This is a genomic window from Algoriphagus litoralis, assembly GCF_003259255.1.
In the GTDB taxonomy this organism is placed as follows: Bacteria; Bacteroidota; Bacteroidia; order Cytophagales; family Cyclobacteriaceae; genus Algoriphagus; species Algoriphagus litoralis.
Window position 1 is genome coordinate 13,197 of sequence record NZ_QGOL01000011.1, and the last position, 13,699, is coordinate 26,895.

Sequence of the window (13,699 nt, forward strand, 5' to 3'; positions counted from 1 at the left end):
ATTTAGGAGTGAAGGATGCCCTCCAGTCCCAATTCGGGAATTATGCGGAGGTGGGCAGGATCAAAACTGCCTGGAGTAAAGATAAACTTTTTGTCAAAAATCTGATCCAGAATATAATAGCTTACCCAGAATTCATTAGTCAAATTAAAGACTGCCGGGTCGATTGCTTCTACTTTTGCGACTGATTCAGCTCCTAATTCCTCGATCATGTGTCTGAGTGTGGAAGTCTGCCGTTTTTCTCCTTCGAGGAATCCATAGCCTTTGGAAGTGATCATCACCGTCTTCAATTCAATCAGGTTGAGATTGATGATGTAGACGTTCCATTCAATGCCATGTGCTGTTTCAGTTTTTGCGATAGCTAGCTTTACCCCTGTAACTGGCGAAAAGTCAATGTCTTTTTTCATTTTTCTACCTTAAATTTTTCTCCATTTATCTCTCGAAGCCTGTCTCCACTTATTTCGCGTAGCCTAGTTCTATTTTCAGATCAACTCCATTCCGAATAAATCCCGAAGATGGATTTTTACCTTTTCTTTGACTTCGGCTTCATCTACTCGCCTGCCTAATTCTAGGTGGAGGGAGGTTACCGCTTTGTCGTCGATTCCGCAGGGTATAATGTGTCCGAAATAGCCAAGGTCCACATTCAGATTGAATGCAAAACCGTGCATGGTCACCCATCTGCTAGACTTGACACCCATTGCGCATATTTTGCGGGGGTTGATCTGATTTTCGTGATCCAGCCATACTCCGGTCAGTCCATCGATTCTGCCCGCAGGAACTCCATAATCCGCCAAAGTCAAAATAATCGCTTCCTCTAGCAGACGTAGGTACTTATGGATGTCTGTAAAGAAATTATCCAGATCCAAAATGGGATATCCTACCAGCTGCCCGGGACCGTGATAAGTGATGTCACCTCCCCGGTTGATTTTGTAATAGCTCGCGTGATGCTTTTCTAGTCCTGATTCGTCTAGCAAAAGGTTTTCAGGTTTTCCACTTTTTCCAAGCGTATAGACATGTGGATGCTCTACAAAAAACAAGTAGTTTGGAGTCGGGAGCTGTTCGGAAGCAGGGAGATTCCTGTTTTTGATTTTTAATGCGACTGTCTCTCCAAAAATCTCCTCCTGAAAATCCCAGGCTTCTTGGTAATCCATGCGGCCGAGATCTCGGAACTTTACAGTTTTATTGATATTTTCGTTCATCTGATTTCCTGACGGAATTCACTTTTAAACAGCCGGAAAGGCTGAAGCGTTCTTCGATTTTTCAAAATTAATCAAATATATCATGGCTGAACATAATGATGCCGGAAGACAGGCAGAACAGCTCGCTGCAGACTGGCTCGTCAGTAAAGGGTACGAACTGCTGGACAGCAATTACCGACACAAGCATGCGGAGATAGATTTGATTATGAAATATAAAGGCATGCTGATTTTTGTGGAGGTGAAATTCCGCTCAGGAACGGGCTTTGGCTATGCCGAAGAATTTGTGGATTCGATAAAAAAGAAGCTTTTGGTGAAGGCAGCGGATCAGTATATTTATGAAAATGATTGGCAAAAAGACATCCGGTTTGACATCGTGGGTGTGTACAAGGACCGGAGTGGAACTGTGAACTTCCGACATTTTGAAGACGCATTTTACTAACCTAACCTTATTTACTATGAAAAAAACAGTTCTTTTCCTTTTTGCTATTGCTTGGTGCTTGGTCGCACAGGCACAATCAGACAAAAAAAGCCAGCGAATCATCGAAGACGCACAGGACGCAAAGGAGGCTTTTCTAGCGGATGATCCGGATATCGCTAAGTTGTTTTCTTCGGCTTATGGCTACATCATCCTCCCCAATGTAGGAAAGGGAGGTCTTGGAGTCGGTGGAGCATCCGGTAATGGAGTTGCGTATCAGGGAGGCAATCGTGTGGGTTTTGCGCGGATGACCCAAGTCACGATCGGATTTCAGGCAGGAGGTCAATCCTACAGCGAGGTGGTGTTTTTTGAAAACAAGGAAGCCTTTGATCGCTTCAAAGAAAATAAAATTGAAATGTCCGCTCAGGTATCTGCAGTAGCTGCAGCATCAGGCGCTTCCCTCAATGCCAAATATGTAGATGGGGTGATGGTATTCACACGCACCAAGGGTGGATTGATGTATGAGGCATCTGTCGGAGGACAGCAATTTAAATACTCAGAAAATTAATTCAGATCTCCTTTTCGGTATATCAGATTTCCGTCCTTATCCCACTCTGCGCGGATATAAGGGCGGAAATTTTTCGTATAGGGTTCCTCCTGATATTGAATTTCACGCTTGCGGATTGTCTTATCGTTGTTGGTGTCCCAATATTCGGTCCACAGTCCTACTTTTTCGCCATACTTATATTCTCCAGTCACGGCAATCTGCTGGTCCTCATGGAAGTAGAAGTAATTTCCTTCTTCCAAACTATACTGGACGGGGATGATTTCTTCGATGGACTTTGAAGCTTGATTGTAATAGGAAATTCGTGATTCGCGAGGCCAACCTTCCGAGTAGTGGTTCTTGTCCTGAAGGATATTTTTATCATCAAAAAGCATCCAGGTTTTGTGCTTGGTACCATAATAAAACATTCCGCTCTCTACCACTGTCTCATTGACGATCCGCTCATACGGACCATGAAGTAGATAGCCTTCTTCTTTGGTGTAGCCGCTAGTTTTGATGCTTCGGTCTTTGCTGTCAAACCAATACACGTCCCGGATGTAAGGGTCAGGATTGCGGTCCGCATCTGTGTAGTTGAAGTACTCGTAATAGGTCTGGCCTCGGAGTTCTCGCCTGGTAAATCCCCGCTGCGTTTTGATTCCAAACCAAATGTTCTTTCGGGCTTTCTTTTTCTTTTCTTTTTTCTCCTCTTTTTCATCGGTTTCGTCAAAAAGCAGCAAGGGCGCTACTGAGGGAAGAAGCGCAGAATTCACTACACCGGTAGAATCAGGGTCGGACTTTCTATCAGCGTCGTTTTTTTGCGCCAAAGTGACTTGGCCGGAAATCAAGAAAAGAAGTACTAAAACGGATAATCGCCTGCTCATAGCATTAAAAACGGCAGATTTTGCCTTCTATTTTGTTCAAAAATAACATTTCATATGATTATAATTTGGTTTTTTAAAGGCCATATGGAATGCTCCGGATAATCATTCCCTTGTGTGATCCCCGTACCTACGGGATTATGGGCATTTCATGTGTTAATAATTTGTTTTTTATTGGTCACATAGCCTGTCCCGATTTTTCATTGGCGGAATTTTGATCTTGCAAAAAGAATTTTGCATGTCATTCACTTTATGATGGATTTACCCATCAATTCCACAGGATTATTTAGATTTTATAATCTTCTGTCTATTTTTGAGGAATTTGTAAAAAAATCAGATAAAAAATGAATTCTATTCTATCAGATCGAGTACTGAGTATGGAGGAATCAGCGACTCTGGCTATGGCAAAAAAAGCCCGAGAACTGAAATCCCAAGGTATTGATATCATCAGCCTGAGCTTGGGTGAGCCGGATTTTAAGACACCTCAGCACATTCAGGATGCTGCCAAAGCGGCTATTGATGAGGGGAAGTACTTTTCTTATTCACCGGTAGCTGGCTACCAAGATCTGAGAGAAGCCATCGCCAAGAAGCTTCGTGAAGAGAACGAAATCACAGCCGCCAAAGCTGAAAATATTGTAGTCTCCACAGGAGCGAAACATTCCATAGCCAATGTATTCATGTGTCTGATCAATGAGGGCGATGAAGTGGTGATTTTTTCACCGTACTGGGTGAGCTACGCTGAGATCATCAAATTGGCCGGTGGAGTGCCGGTTTTGATCGAAGGAACTTTGGAAAATAACTTCAAAGCAACAGCAGCGCAACTTCAGGCAGCAATTACCCCAAAAACCAAAGCCGTTATTTACTCTTCACCTTGTAATCCTACCGGATCTGTTTTCTCCAAAACAGAATTGGAAGCTATTGCTGAAGTGGTGAAAAGCCATCCATCTATGGTGGTCATCGCGGATGAGATCTATGAATTGATCAATTTTGTGGGAAGAAATTACAGTATCGCTTCATTCCCAGGCATGTTTGAGCGGACCATTACCGTCAACGGTTTCTCCAAAGGCTACGCCATGACCGGCTGGAGAGTAGGGTACATCTGTGCTCCCCTAGAGATCGCCAAAGCCTGTGAAAAGATCCAAGGACAATTTACCTCAGGCAATACCGGTATTGCTCAGCGTGCTGCCTTGGCCGGCATCTCCGGAGATCAGACACCTTCCAGAGAAATGGCTGAAGCCTACTTGAGAAGAAGGAATCTGGTTTTGGGATTGATTCAGGATATTCCCGGAATCAAAACCCACATCCCTGAAGGTGCATTTTATTTCTTCCCAGATGTAAGTTCCTTCTTTGGGAAGTCAGCACATGGATATGACGTGAAAACTGCCGATGACCTTTGCTTGTACCTACTTGCTATCGCAAATGTTTCGCTCGTGACGGGAGAGGCATTTGGCGCTCCTAATTGCGTGAGATTGTCCTATGCAGCATCGGACGAAGAGCTGGTAGAGGCACTGAAGCGAATCAAAAAAGCATTGGGTGAACTTGCCTGATCGAATCAACTAGCGTAAGAATAGCCCTGACGAAAGTTTGGGCTATTTTTTTGCCTTGGCAGAAAGGCTTAATTTTGATCAAAATCTAAACTCATGGCAGACGTACTGGTCATCACTCCGGTGAAAAATTCAATCGAAACAACTCTGGATACAGCGAAGGCAATCGCCGCCTCGGATCTTCCTGTACGCCATGTGATTTTCAATGATTTCAGTACCGCAGAAACTAAGGCAAGCCTTGAAGCGAACAAAGGAAAAATCGGATTCGAGGTAATTCACCTCGAAGACCTGACCGATCATCCTTCTCCGAATTATAAGTTGGTCTTGCAGCTAGCGCAAAAGATGGCCTTGGAGGCCCAATTGCCCCTTTTGGTGGTAGAGTCAGATGTAGTAGTGAAGCCGGATACGATTTCAAATTTGCTTTCTCAGCAGGAGAAAAGTGGAAAATCAGGGCTCATTGGATCCGTCACTGTGGACGAAGCTGGGGTTGTGAATTTTCCCTATCTGAAATTCAAGGGAATAAAAGAACCTGTGATAAAAACCCAGCGCAGCCTGAGTTTCTGCTGCACGCTTTTTACGCTGGACTTTTTGAAAAGCTATGACTTTGCAGGATTGGATGAGGCCAAGGATTGGTACGATACCTTTATTTCCAAGAAATCAATCGAGTTGGGTTTTGATAATACTGTACTCATGAATGCGCCCGTATGGCATCGACCACATGCCAGCCGGCCATGGAAGCAGCTGAAATATACCAATCCGCTGAAATACTACTTTTTGAAGTTTTGGAAGGGGCTGGATAAGATCTAAGGAATCAGTCCAAGAATTTCATCATTTCAACCTCAGACTGATGCAGGGCGAGAGTGTCTCTGCCAAATTCTTTCAGTCGATAGCCATTGGATTTCAGCATTTGATAGCTGGACTCGAGTTCTTGTCGAGCGTGGTTTACATTTTCGAAAATGATGGCTTTGATCTGATTAGTTGGAACATCAAAAATCCGAATGACTTCAAGATCAAATCCTTCGGCATCGATTTGAAGCAAGTCGATTCGTTGAATGTTATATTTCAAAAGGATGGTTTTCGGACTGATCACGGGTACTTCTTCATAACTGATCCGCTTCTCTGGGTCTGTTGGGACAGGTATTCCAAATTTGCTGCAATTTTTTTCGACCACTCCATTTTCAAAAAGTTCCTCCACTTTTTCTTTGGAAAAAGAAGCCAAACCTGTAGCCCATCTCATTTCGCTAAAGCCGATTTTAAACAACTTTTGGGATCCATCCTCAGAGCCAATAGCTGCGCAGATTAGATTTAATTCTGTATTTTTTGCGTAGATTTTTTTCAAAAATTGGTCAAAAACCGCCTTTTGAGGCTCCAGAAGGACGCCTTTCCATCGATCTCGTTTGATGAATTTATGAATGGGATCATTGGTGATGCCATCATTTGCCCCTATTTGAATGACGGTGAAGTTTCCTTTTTTGGAAAAGGAATATTCGGATAGAAATTCTGAGAGGCTTCCTGGCTTCGGCTTATACAAATTACGATAGTAAGCCATGAAGAATGGATTTTCATCCGCACTAAGTGAGATTCTGAGGTTCTTGTAGAAATTTTTAAAAGCAGATTTTATCGACATTTTGAAGAGACTTGGGATGGGGTGGCAATTAACTGAAAGAGATCCTTCATTCCAATAATTGAACGTTGATTCACCGGATCTTTAGCCATTTGAGAAGTGAATTGTAAGGCCTGGACCAAGTTCGCTGGAAGCGTAATGGGCCGTTTAATTCTCGCTCAAAAAACTCGGGATGTTTGGTATTGAGGTAGTCGATTCTCTCTCGTTTTTTTTGATTTGTTCCAGTTTTTTTTCGCTTGCTACTGGGAGTAAGTCGATATTGAAATCCCACAAAGGGCAGCTTGACTACCTCTCCTCCATTTTTCAGCATTTTGATCCAAAACTCCCAGTCCTCTCTGCCCATCTTCATATCTTCAGAAAAACCGCCTACAGCATCACAATCCACTTTTCTAAAAAGGGCGGCGACAAAAATCATGTTGTCCTTGGCAAGCAATCGCCTACTGAATGGTTTTAGCTTCCATGCTTTTTGTCCCTGCTCATTAAATTTCACTGCATGGCAATAGACGACTTTTACTTCTGGATTGGATTCAAAGACTTTGACCGCCTCTGAGATATACTTTGTGGAAATCAAATCATCCCCGTCAAGTGGAAGGATGTATTTTCCATTTGCTTCACGAATGCCATGGTTTCTTGCCGAAGCGACTCCTGAATTTTCCTGATCAAAAACGTTGACCAGCTGGTTTTGGTCACTCAGTTTCCTGGCGATTTTTAGCGAGTCATCTGAGGAGCCGTCATTGATGATAATCACCTCGATCCATTTATAATCAGAATTCAGCACGGATTCCACAGTTTTCTCAAGGTATCGAGCTTGATTGTAGCAAGGAATTACGATTGAAACGAGAGGATGATTCATCTGGGAAAGAATGGACACAAGTTTACTAATTATTTGTCGTATGGTAGCCGATTGAAAACTAACCTCAAAATAGCCGAATTCCCACTTCTTTTTTTTCAAAGGCACCGATCTGCCTCAGGTTCTATTTTGCTGTCAATCAAGTAAAAATTGTTCTTTTAGGTAAGCAGACCGCGTCCTGATTTTTTTGTATATATTGGTATAACTATAGCCCACATCGGAGATGAAACGATTCTTATTCTTGCCACTTTTTTTTATTTTTTTTGGTAATGCGATGACTCAAACCAAAGGAATCGATACTGCTTATATCAAAGAGTCTCCACAAACGATGGCCTTAAGAATGTATGTTTCTAGAAAATATACAGAGCTCAACTATGGAGATCAGGTAGGACGCTATGAACCGAACTCGGGATTGAATTTTGGATTCGGTGTCAGCTTCCAGAAGTTCACACTGAACTTAGCAGTACCACTTTCTTTCCTAAATCCCAATCGAGAAAAGGACTGGCCGGGTTTCTTGGATCTTCAATCGCACATTTATCCCAATAAATGGATTATTGATGCATTTGGGCAGTTTTATCTGGGATACTACATCCGTGATTTTCAGAATACGGGAGAAGACTATTTCAGAAGAGATGTCAGAGTCGTAAAACTCGGTGCGAGTGTCAATTATTTATTCAATGGTGACAAGCTTTCATTTGAAGCAGCCTTTCATCAAACCGCAATCCAGAAAAAGTCAGCCTTTTCGCCTATGGTAGGTTTCGAAGCTTATCGGGTAAGAATAAGTGGAGATTCTCTGATTATACCGAATGAACTTATGATTCCGGGCAATTACTCCAGAGCGGATTTCTATCAAGTAGGCCCCAGTGCAGGGCTGGCAGGGACATTGGTGTTTGGAAAGGGCTTTTTCCTGACTGGAGCAGCCTCGGGCAATCTGGGTTTGGGTTTTTCCAAAGCTGAACAAGACAAAGATACCCGACGAGTGGAGCTGATGACAGGGTATTTTTTGAGAGGGTTTGCAGGATACAATGGTGAGCGATTTTCCATCAACGGCAGCTACTTGCATAAGCAACTTAACCTTGCAAAACAGATAGATATAGCTCAATCGGCCAACACAGGGAACTACCGGATCAACTTCATTTACAAAATAAATCCTGGTCCAAAATTCACAAAAACGTACACCAAGCTGAATCCAAAGAATATTTTGATGCGAATTTTTGACTGAGGGTTTTCCTAGTAGCCTTTGGTTTATTTTTTAGCTTTGGGGATCCAAAAAACCTTCCGATTGCTATGACTGATTCATTTGGGATTCTACAATCCTTACAAAAAATAGGTATCAAGCCAGAAAATTTAGGCGCTTCCACCGGAATTAATTGGCTGGAATCAGCAGAATCCTTGCTTTCTTCCCATTCCCCTGCAGATGGAAAGCTCATCGCTAAAGTCCAACTCTCAGATGAGGAAACCTATGAGAAAATAATCAGTCAAGCACAAATCGCCTTTGAAAAGTGGAGGCTGGTACCTGCGCCACAGCGAGGAGAAATCGTCCGCGAAATCGGAAATGCCCTCCGAGAAATAAAAGCCGATCTGGGAAAACTTGTTTCTTATGAAATGGGCAAATCCTATCAGGAGGGACTCGGTGAGGTGCAGGAGATGATCGATATCTGTGATTTTGCAGTTGGCCTTTCCCGTCAGCTTTATGGTCTGACCATGCACTCTGAGCGTCCGGGTCACCGGATGTACGAGCAGTGGCATCCACTGGGGATCGTTGGGATTATCTCTGCTTTTAATTTTCCTGTGGCTGTTTGGTCTTGGAACGCGGCTTTGGCCTGGGTTTGTGGGGATGTTTGCCTCTGGAAGCCTTCGGAAAAAGCACCACTCTCAGGGGTTGCTTGCCAGCTGATTGCGGGCAAAGTTTTTGCGAAGCATGGCATGCCGGAAGGGATTTCCAACCTAATCATCGGTGACTACAAGATCGGGGAACTCATGTCGCATGATCCCAGAGTTCCTTTAGTCTCAGCGACAGGATCCACCCGAATGGGAAAACTGGTAGGCCAAGCTGTAGGAGCGAGACTGGGTCGTTCCTTACTTGAGCTGGGAGGAAACAATGCCATCATCATTACAGAAAATGCGGATCTGGACATTGCGATTCGGGGAGCACTTTTTGGTGCCGTGGGTACAGCCGGTCAGCGCTGTACGACCACCCGGCGCTTGATTATTCAAGAGAATGTCTACGAAGAAGTGAAAAGCAGATTAGCTTCTGCCTATTCCAAATTGGTCATTGGCAATCCATTGGATGAAAGGAATCACGTTGGACCCTTGATCGATCAGGATGCAGTGAATGGCTATTTGACAGCGATCGAAAAAGTTAAAGCAGAAGGAGGTAAAGCAGTGGTAGAAGGTGGTGTTTTGGAAGGGGAGGGCTTTGAATCCGGTTGCTATGTGAAGCCTGCAATCTACGAAGCCGAAAACCACTTCGAAATCGTACAGCACGAGACTTTTGCCCCGATTCTGTACCTAATCAAATTCAAAACCTTACCAGAAGCTATCGCTTTGCAAAATGGCGTTCCTCAGGGACTTTCTTCAGCCATCATGACTCTTAATGTGCGTGAGGCAGAAGCATTTCTATCCGCAGCTGGATCTGATTGCGGTATTGCCAATGTCAATATCGGTACTTCAGGCGCTGAAATAGGAGGCGCTTTTGGAGGGGAAAAAGAAACCGGAGGAGGGAGAGAATCAGGCTCGGATGCCTGGAAGGCCTACATGCGCCGGCAGACGAACACGATCAATTATTCGACTTCGTTGCCATTGGCACAGGGGATCAAATTCGATATTTAAGTCAAGGAAAAAAAAGCAAAAAGACCATTCTCATCTTGAGAATGGTCTTTTTTATGTTTTATGCTTTTTCTTCCAAAAGCGCTTTTTTGATTTCCTGAAGTTCGGCAACTTTTTCAGGACTGACTTCGGGATAGGCAAGGTCCATTCTATCCAGTGCGCTGATGATCGCCGCCGCTACCCCAATTCTTGCGTAGGCTTTATTGTCAGCAGGAATGATATACCAGGGAGAATTTTTGGTCGAGGTATTTTTGATCATATCCTCATAGGCTTCCTGATACTCATTCCAATAGCCTCTTTCTTTGATGTCTCCTGTACTGAATTTCCAATTTTTTTCGGGATCATCTATGCGGTCAATGAATCGCTGCTTCTGTTCTTCCTTGGACACATGAAGAAAGATTTTGATGACGACTGTGCCATTTCTTTGGAGGTATTGTTCGAAATTTCGGATATCCTCAAATCGCTCCTTCCAGATTTTTTTAGTGATCAGTTTTTTGGGAAGTTTTTGATTTTGAAGGATTGCCTCATGCACTCGTACGACAAGTACCTCTTCGTAATAGGATCGATTAAAAATCCCAATACGGCCTCGCTCGGGTAGGTGCTTTTGACATCGCCAAAGAAAGTCGTGGTCAAGGTCCTCAGCACTGGGTACTTTGAAGGAAGTCACCTGGCAGCCCTGAGGATTGATGCCGGACATGACGTGTTTCACAGCTCCGTCTTTGCCAGCAGCATCCATGGCCTGAAAGATGACCAAAAGGGACCATCGGTCTTGTGCATAAAGTATGTCCTGTAGTGCAGCTAGTGCGTCGATACCTTGTTCCAAAGCTTCCTTTACCAAAGGTTTATCCTCTGGTCCTAGGACCATTTTGGGAGTTGTGGAGAAGTTTTTCAACTTGAATTTCTCTCCATTTCCCACGTTATACTTCTTTGCAAATTTTTTGGCTCTTGCGATTAATTGTTCTTTGTTGAGGCGTTTGAGGTCACTTAGTACTTCTTCTCCATTTTTTAACATAGGAATTGTTTTTTGAAGTTTTCAAAATCGAAGATGCTGTATTCTTGAGTCGTTTTCCTGGATTTCTTTGGTTCAAAAACCGGAGAAACGAAGTCCTGAAAAGAAAACTTTTGGAATTACTGCAGGCTATTTCAAATTGTAGAAATAAGGTAATAAATAAAGAAATAGGATTTGCTCTCAAATCTGAAATGAATAAAAGTGTAGCTTTAACTACTTGTTAAAATCAGATTTTTCTATGAAAAAGATACTTGTTGCCACTGGTGGAGGGGATTGCCCTGGTTTAAATGCAGTAATCAGAGGGATAGTGAAACGGGCTTCCCGAGAGGAAGATTGGGAAGTATGGGGGAGTTATGAAGCGCTGAATGGGTTGATGGAAGAGCCAACCCGCCTGATCAGGCTGGATGACAAAGCCGTATCTGGAATCCATGTTTTGGGCGGTACCATCATAGGTACGACCAATAAAGGAAACCCCATGAGTTACCCTGAAAAGCAGGCAGATGGAACCATCAAATTGACCAACAGAATCCCATGGCTGGTTGACCGGCTGAAGTCTCATGGTTTTGATGCCGTAATCAATATCGGTGGAGATGGTTCACAGGCAATTTCTCAAGCAATGTTTGAGGCAGGGATGCCAGTAGTAGGTGTTCCCAAGACAATCGACAATGACCTGAACTCCACAGATTTTACTTTTGGCTTTCAGACTGCTGTGCAGACTGCATCAGATTCATTTGACCGACTTGTCACTACTGCCAGCAGTCATCATCGTGTGATGATTATGGAAGTGATGGGACGAAATGCCGGCTGGATTGCCCTTTACACGGCTATTTCAGGAGGTGCTGAGATCTGTCTGATTCCTGAGATCCCCTATGACTTATCTGCGGTGATACGCAGAATCAAAAGCAGATATAACAATGGGCGTGGATTTGTAAATATTGTCATCGCTGAGGGTGCACATGCCAAAGAGGGGTCGATCACTTCCACGCTGGGCGAAGAAGGTCGTCATGCAGTGCGCTTGGGCGGAGTTTGCTTTACCCTCAGCCAGCAATTAAAAGAGGCGGGAATTGAGGCGGATATCCGGGAGACAGTCCTCGGTCATACCCAAAGAGGAGGTACTCCGGTGGCGTTTGACAGAGTAATTGCATCAGTTTTTGGCGTCAAAGCGATGGAGTTGGTCCTTGATGGCAAGTTTGGACAATTGGTGGTACTGCAAAACAATGACTTTACCTCTGTTCCGATCAAAGAAGCCATCAGTGCATACAATGTGGTTAATCCCAATGGGACATTGGTCAAAGCTGCAAAAGGTCTCGGTATTTCTTTTGGGGATTGAGAGTAACCTCCTCAAAGGGGGATTTTTAAACTTAGAGCGGGAAAATGTCTGGGTTGGCCTGGGATCGGAATCGGCTGAATTGAGGATTGTGATTCCAAGCTAAGTTTGGCTGCCATTCGGGCATTTTGTCCTGCACTGAGGAAAAGTGGAATACTGGTGCCAATGGCAAGAAAACCTGTCCATCCTAAAAAAGAAATGACTCGATTATTGCTGGATCCATCGTTGTAATCGTAGGTTCTAGGAATAACTAGGGCGGTCAGCGATAAAGCTGTACCACTTCCGAGGAAAATCCAACCCGCTTTGTATTGCGCATCGCTTTTTCCAATGAGATCCAATTGAAGCTGAGAAGGTTCAACTTTCTGCCCAAATGCCTGAAAATAAAAGCTGAAAAGAATCAGCGAAAGAAAAATGGGTTTCATGGGTTCTTGGAGTTAAATGGGATGGAAAAGCTAAGTGCGGGGTAAGTTTTGGTGGAAAATCCTGTCGGAAGTCCATCTCCGATCTGGGAAGTGCTGATTCCTAGTTTAGCTGCTTTTCTGCCATTGGAAGCGGAACTGACCAATATTGGGATACTCACTAAGGTAGAAATACTCCCTGCTGATGCCAGTAAGACCCCGGATACTCCTGCAGCATTATTTCCGTCGGACCACCCGACACCAAACAGTACAGTGCCAAGTATTACAGATCCAACCCCTGCACCCAGCATGATTAAGCCTGTTTTTTTCTGTTGTTCACTTCGTTTGATGTATTCTTGGATCAGGATTTTGCTTTCCTGATTTTGAGCTTTGACGTTCGATAAGAATGAAAATGCTATCGTCAGAACTAGGAAAAATTTAGCCATATGCGGGTGTGTATAGTTTTTTTTAGTTTTTCTCTGGATGAATCTAACTCAAGTTTTTCATAGCGTGTAAGTCTAACTTACTTTTTTTTAAAAAACTATGAGCCTAAGCCAATTCCTTTTGCCATCAAACCAGCCAAAATAGGAATAAGGAAAACCAAGACAAGCTCGATCCGAATCATCCAAAATATAACCCTAGGCACAGTGACTATTTCTTCTGGATCCCCTTTTCTGTTTTTGATAAAGAAAACGGTAGGGTAAATAGACAAAAGTCCTATCCCTACGAATAGACCCAGTTTAAAGTGGAAAATCGGATTTTCAGAGTAAAATTCAGTGGGTTTTCCATGACCTCCCAGCCAAAGGGTCAATCCGGCTCCAAGTAAAGAAAGTACCGCCAGTCCATAGATTCCATCAATTTTAGAAAGCAGGTCGATGGATTTTTTTGGAAGAATTGGTTTGAGTAGCAAATGTTCCGAAACAAGAGAACCTACAATTGCAAAAATGCTGACAAAGTGGAGGTAACGGAGGAGAAGTTCAAGAGTCATTTTGTTAGATTAAATGTTGAATTCGATTTTAAGTAAGCTGAAATTTGGCGAGTCAACAAATAAATAGTAGATAGTTCTGTGATTGATGAAAAATAGT

At 43.4% G+C, this 13,699-nt stretch carries 16 protein-coding genes; 7 read left to right on the plus strand and 9 right to left on the minus strand.

Going from position 1 to position 13,699, the window contains the following annotated elements; all coding sequences use genetic code 11:
• Nucleotides 1–2: 2 nt before the first annotated feature.
• Together DK188_RS13045 and lipB are read right to left on the minus strand one after the other, a co-directional pair.
• Nucleotides 3–404: a hypothetical protein gene (locus DK188_RS13045; RefSeq protein ID WP_111671279.1), complete on the minus strand. Its 402-nt coding sequence runs from the start codon at nucleotides 402–404 to the stop codon at nucleotides 3–5.
• 75 nt (nucleotides 405–479) lie between these two features.
• Nucleotides 480–1,196 (minus strand): lipoyl(octanoyl) transferase LipB, encoded by a 717-nt coding sequence (lipB, locus tag DK188_RS13050; protein ID WP_111671280.1) that lies wholly within the window; start codon nucleotides 1,194–1,196, stop codon nucleotides 480–482.
• 82 nt (nucleotides 1,197–1,278) lie between these two features.
• Here lipB and DK188_RS13055 point away from each other — a divergent pair, with 82 nt between their 5' ends.
• Nucleotides 1,279–1,635 carry a YraN family protein gene (locus tag DK188_RS13055; protein ID WP_111671281.1) on the plus strand — a complete coding sequence of 119 codons (357 nt, stop codon included), beginning with the start codon at nucleotides 1,279–1,281 and terminating at the stop codon, nucleotides 1,633–1,635.
• A gap of 16 nt (nucleotides 1,636–1,651) precedes the next feature.
• Nucleotides 1,652–2,179 carry a lipid-binding SYLF domain-containing protein gene (locus DK188_RS13060; RefSeq protein ID WP_111671282.1) on the plus strand — a complete coding sequence of 176 codons (528 nt, stop codon included), beginning with the start codon at nucleotides 1,652–1,654 and terminating at the stop codon, nucleotides 2,177–2,179.
• On the opposite strand, the gene DK188_RS13065 is transcribed toward DK188_RS13060, so the two are convergent.
• Nucleotides 2,176–3,036 (minus strand): toxin-antitoxin system YwqK family antitoxin, encoded by an 861-nt coding sequence (locus DK188_RS13065; RefSeq protein WP_111671283.1) that lies wholly within the window; start codon nucleotides 3,034–3,036, stop codon nucleotides 2,176–2,178. The two genes, DK188_RS13060 and DK188_RS13065, sit on opposite strands and share 4 nt — an antisense overlap.
• A 341-nt stretch (nucleotides 3,037–3,377) precedes the next feature.
• Between DK188_RS13065 and DK188_RS13070 the strand changes: the two genes are divergently transcribed.
• Nucleotides 3,378–4,580 carry a pyridoxal phosphate-dependent aminotransferase gene (locus DK188_RS13070; protein ID WP_111671284.1) on the plus strand — a complete coding sequence of 401 codons (1,203 nt, stop codon included), beginning with the start codon at nucleotides 3,378–3,380 and terminating at the stop codon, nucleotides 4,578–4,580.
• 93 nt (nucleotides 4,581–4,673) lie between these two features.
• On the plus strand, nucleotides 4,674–5,384 hold the full coding sequence (locus DK188_RS13075; RefSeq protein WP_111671285.1) for a glycosyltransferase family A protein: 711 nt from the start codon (nucleotides 4,674–4,676) through the stop codon (nucleotides 5,382–5,384).
• 4 nt (nucleotides 5,385–5,388) lie between these two features.
• Here DK188_RS13075 and DK188_RS13080 read toward each other — a convergent pair whose 3' ends face one another.
• Together DK188_RS13080 and DK188_RS13085 are read right to left on the minus strand one after the other, a co-directional pair.
• Nucleotides 5,389–6,126, minus strand: a complete 738-nt coding sequence (locus DK188_RS13080; RefSeq protein ID WP_232825728.1) for an FkbM family methyltransferase — start codon at nucleotides 6,124–6,126, stop codon at nucleotides 5,389–5,391.
• A gap of 148 nt (nucleotides 6,127–6,274) precedes the next feature.
• A complete protein-coding gene (locus DK188_RS13085) occupies nucleotides 6,275–7,054 on the minus strand; it encodes a glycosyltransferase family 2 protein (RefSeq protein ID WP_111671287.1) in 780 nt (259 codons plus the stop codon).
• 220 nt (nucleotides 7,055–7,274) lie between these two features.
• On the opposite strand from DK188_RS13085, the gene DK188_RS13090 reads away from it, so the two are divergent.
• Nucleotides 7,275–8,273, plus strand: coding sequence for a DUF4421 domain-containing protein (locus tag DK188_RS13090; protein WP_111671288.1), 999 nt, complete (start codon nucleotides 7,275–7,277; stop codon nucleotides 8,271–8,273).
• Nucleotides 8,274–8,338: 65 nt separating this feature from the next.
• Nucleotides 8,339–9,883 carry an L-piperidine-6-carboxylate dehydrogenase gene (gene amaB, locus DK188_RS13095; RefSeq protein ID WP_111671289.1) on the plus strand — a complete coding sequence of 515 codons (1,545 nt, stop codon included), beginning with the start codon at nucleotides 8,339–8,341 and terminating at the stop codon, nucleotides 9,881–9,883.
• A 58-nt stretch (nucleotides 9,884–9,941) separates the two neighbouring features.
• Here the strand turns inward: amaB and DK188_RS13100 are convergent, their stop codons facing one another.
• Nucleotides 9,942–10,892: a polyphosphate kinase 2 family protein gene (locus DK188_RS13100; RefSeq protein ID WP_111671290.1), complete on the minus strand. Its 951-nt coding sequence runs from the start codon at nucleotides 10,890–10,892 to the stop codon at nucleotides 9,942–9,944.
• A gap of 235 nt (nucleotides 10,893–11,127) precedes the next feature.
• On the opposite strand from DK188_RS13100, the gene DK188_RS13110 reads away from it, so the two are divergent.
• Nucleotides 11,128–12,219 (plus strand): 6-phosphofructokinase, encoded by a 1,092-nt coding sequence (locus tag DK188_RS13110; RefSeq protein WP_111671292.1) that lies wholly within the window; start codon nucleotides 11,128–11,130, stop codon nucleotides 12,217–12,219.
• Between the two features lie 11 nt (nucleotides 12,220–12,230).
• On the opposite strand, the gene DK188_RS13115 is transcribed toward DK188_RS13110, so the two are convergent.
• From DK188_RS13115 to DK188_RS13125, 3 genes are all read right to left on the minus strand, one after another.
• Nucleotides 12,231–12,638, minus strand: a complete 408-nt coding sequence (locus tag DK188_RS13115) for a hypothetical protein (RefSeq protein WP_111671293.1) — start codon at nucleotides 12,636–12,638, stop codon at nucleotides 12,231–12,233.
• Nucleotides 12,635–13,060, minus strand: coding sequence for a hypothetical protein (locus DK188_RS13120; RefSeq protein ID WP_111671294.1), 426 nt, complete (start codon nucleotides 13,058–13,060; stop codon nucleotides 12,635–12,637). Before DK188_RS13120 ends, DK188_RS13115 begins: the two co-directional genes overlap by 4 nt.
• 95 nt (nucleotides 13,061–13,155) lie before the next feature.
• On the minus strand, nucleotides 13,156–13,602 hold the full coding sequence (locus tag DK188_RS13125; RefSeq protein ID WP_111671295.1) for a DUF2214 family protein: 447 nt from the start codon (nucleotides 13,600–13,602) through the stop codon (nucleotides 13,156–13,158).
• Nucleotides 13,603–13,699 lie beyond the last annotated feature (97 nt).

What these genes read in the sequence shown, in the direction of transcription:
- DK188_RS13045 (WP_111671279.1), bottom strand. Translation starts at nt 404, where the DNA reads ATGAAAAAAGACATTGACTTTTCGCCAGTTACAGGGGTAAAGCTAGCT.
- lipB (WP_111671280.1), bottom strand. Translation starts at nt 1,196, where the DNA reads ATGAACGAAAATATCAATAAAACTGTAAAGTTCCGAGATCTCGGCCGC.
- DK188_RS13055 (WP_111671281.1), top strand. Translation starts at nt 1,279, where the DNA reads ATGGCTGAACATAATGATGCCGGAAGACAGGCAGAACAGCTCGCTGCA.
- DK188_RS13060 (WP_111671282.1), top strand. Translation starts at nt 1,652, where the DNA reads ATGAAAAAAACAGTTCTTTTCCTTTTTGCTATTGCTTGGTGCTTGGTC.
- DK188_RS13065 (WP_111671283.1), bottom strand. Translation starts at nt 3,036, where the DNA reads ATGAGCAGGCGATTATCCGTTTTAGTACTTCTTTTCTTGATTTCCGGC.
- DK188_RS13070 (WP_111671284.1), top strand. Translation starts at nt 3,378, where the DNA reads ATGAATTCTATTCTATCAGATCGAGTACTGAGTATGGAGGAATCAGCG.
- DK188_RS13075 (WP_111671285.1), top strand. Translation starts at nt 4,674, where the DNA reads ATGGCAGACGTACTGGTCATCACTCCGGTGAAAAATTCAATCGAAACA.
- DK188_RS13080 (WP_232825728.1), bottom strand. Translation starts at nt 6,126, where the DNA reads ATGGCTTACTATCGTAATTTGTATAAGCCGAAGCCAGGAAGCCTCTCA.
- DK188_RS13085 (WP_111671287.1), bottom strand. Translation starts at nt 7,054, where the DNA reads ATGAATCATCCTCTCGTTTCAATCGTAATTCCTTGCTACAATCAAGCT.
- DK188_RS13090 (WP_111671288.1), top strand. Translation starts at nt 7,275, where the DNA reads ATGAAACGATTCTTATTCTTGCCACTTTTTTTTATTTTTTTTGGTAAT.
- amaB (WP_111671289.1), top strand. Translation starts at nt 8,339, where the DNA reads ATGACTGATTCATTTGGGATTCTACAATCCTTACAAAAAATAGGTATC.
- DK188_RS13100 (WP_111671290.1), bottom strand. Translation starts at nt 10,892, where the DNA reads ATGTTAAAAAATGGAGAAGAAGTACTAAGTGACCTCAAACGCCTCAAC.
- DK188_RS13110 (WP_111671292.1), top strand. Translation starts at nt 11,128, where the DNA reads ATGAAAAAGATACTTGTTGCCACTGGTGGAGGGGATTGCCCTGGTTTA.
- DK188_RS13115 (WP_111671293.1), bottom strand. Translation starts at nt 12,638, where the DNA reads ATGAAACCCATTTTTCTTTCGCTGATTCTTTTCAGCTTTTATTTTCAG.
- DK188_RS13120 (WP_111671294.1), bottom strand. Translation starts at nt 13,060, where the DNA reads ATGGCTAAATTTTTCCTAGTTCTGACGATAGCATTTTCATTCTTATCG.
- DK188_RS13125 (WP_111671295.1), bottom strand. Translation starts at nt 13,602, where the DNA reads ATGACTCTTGAACTTCTCCTCCGTTACCTCCACTTTGTCAGCATTTTT.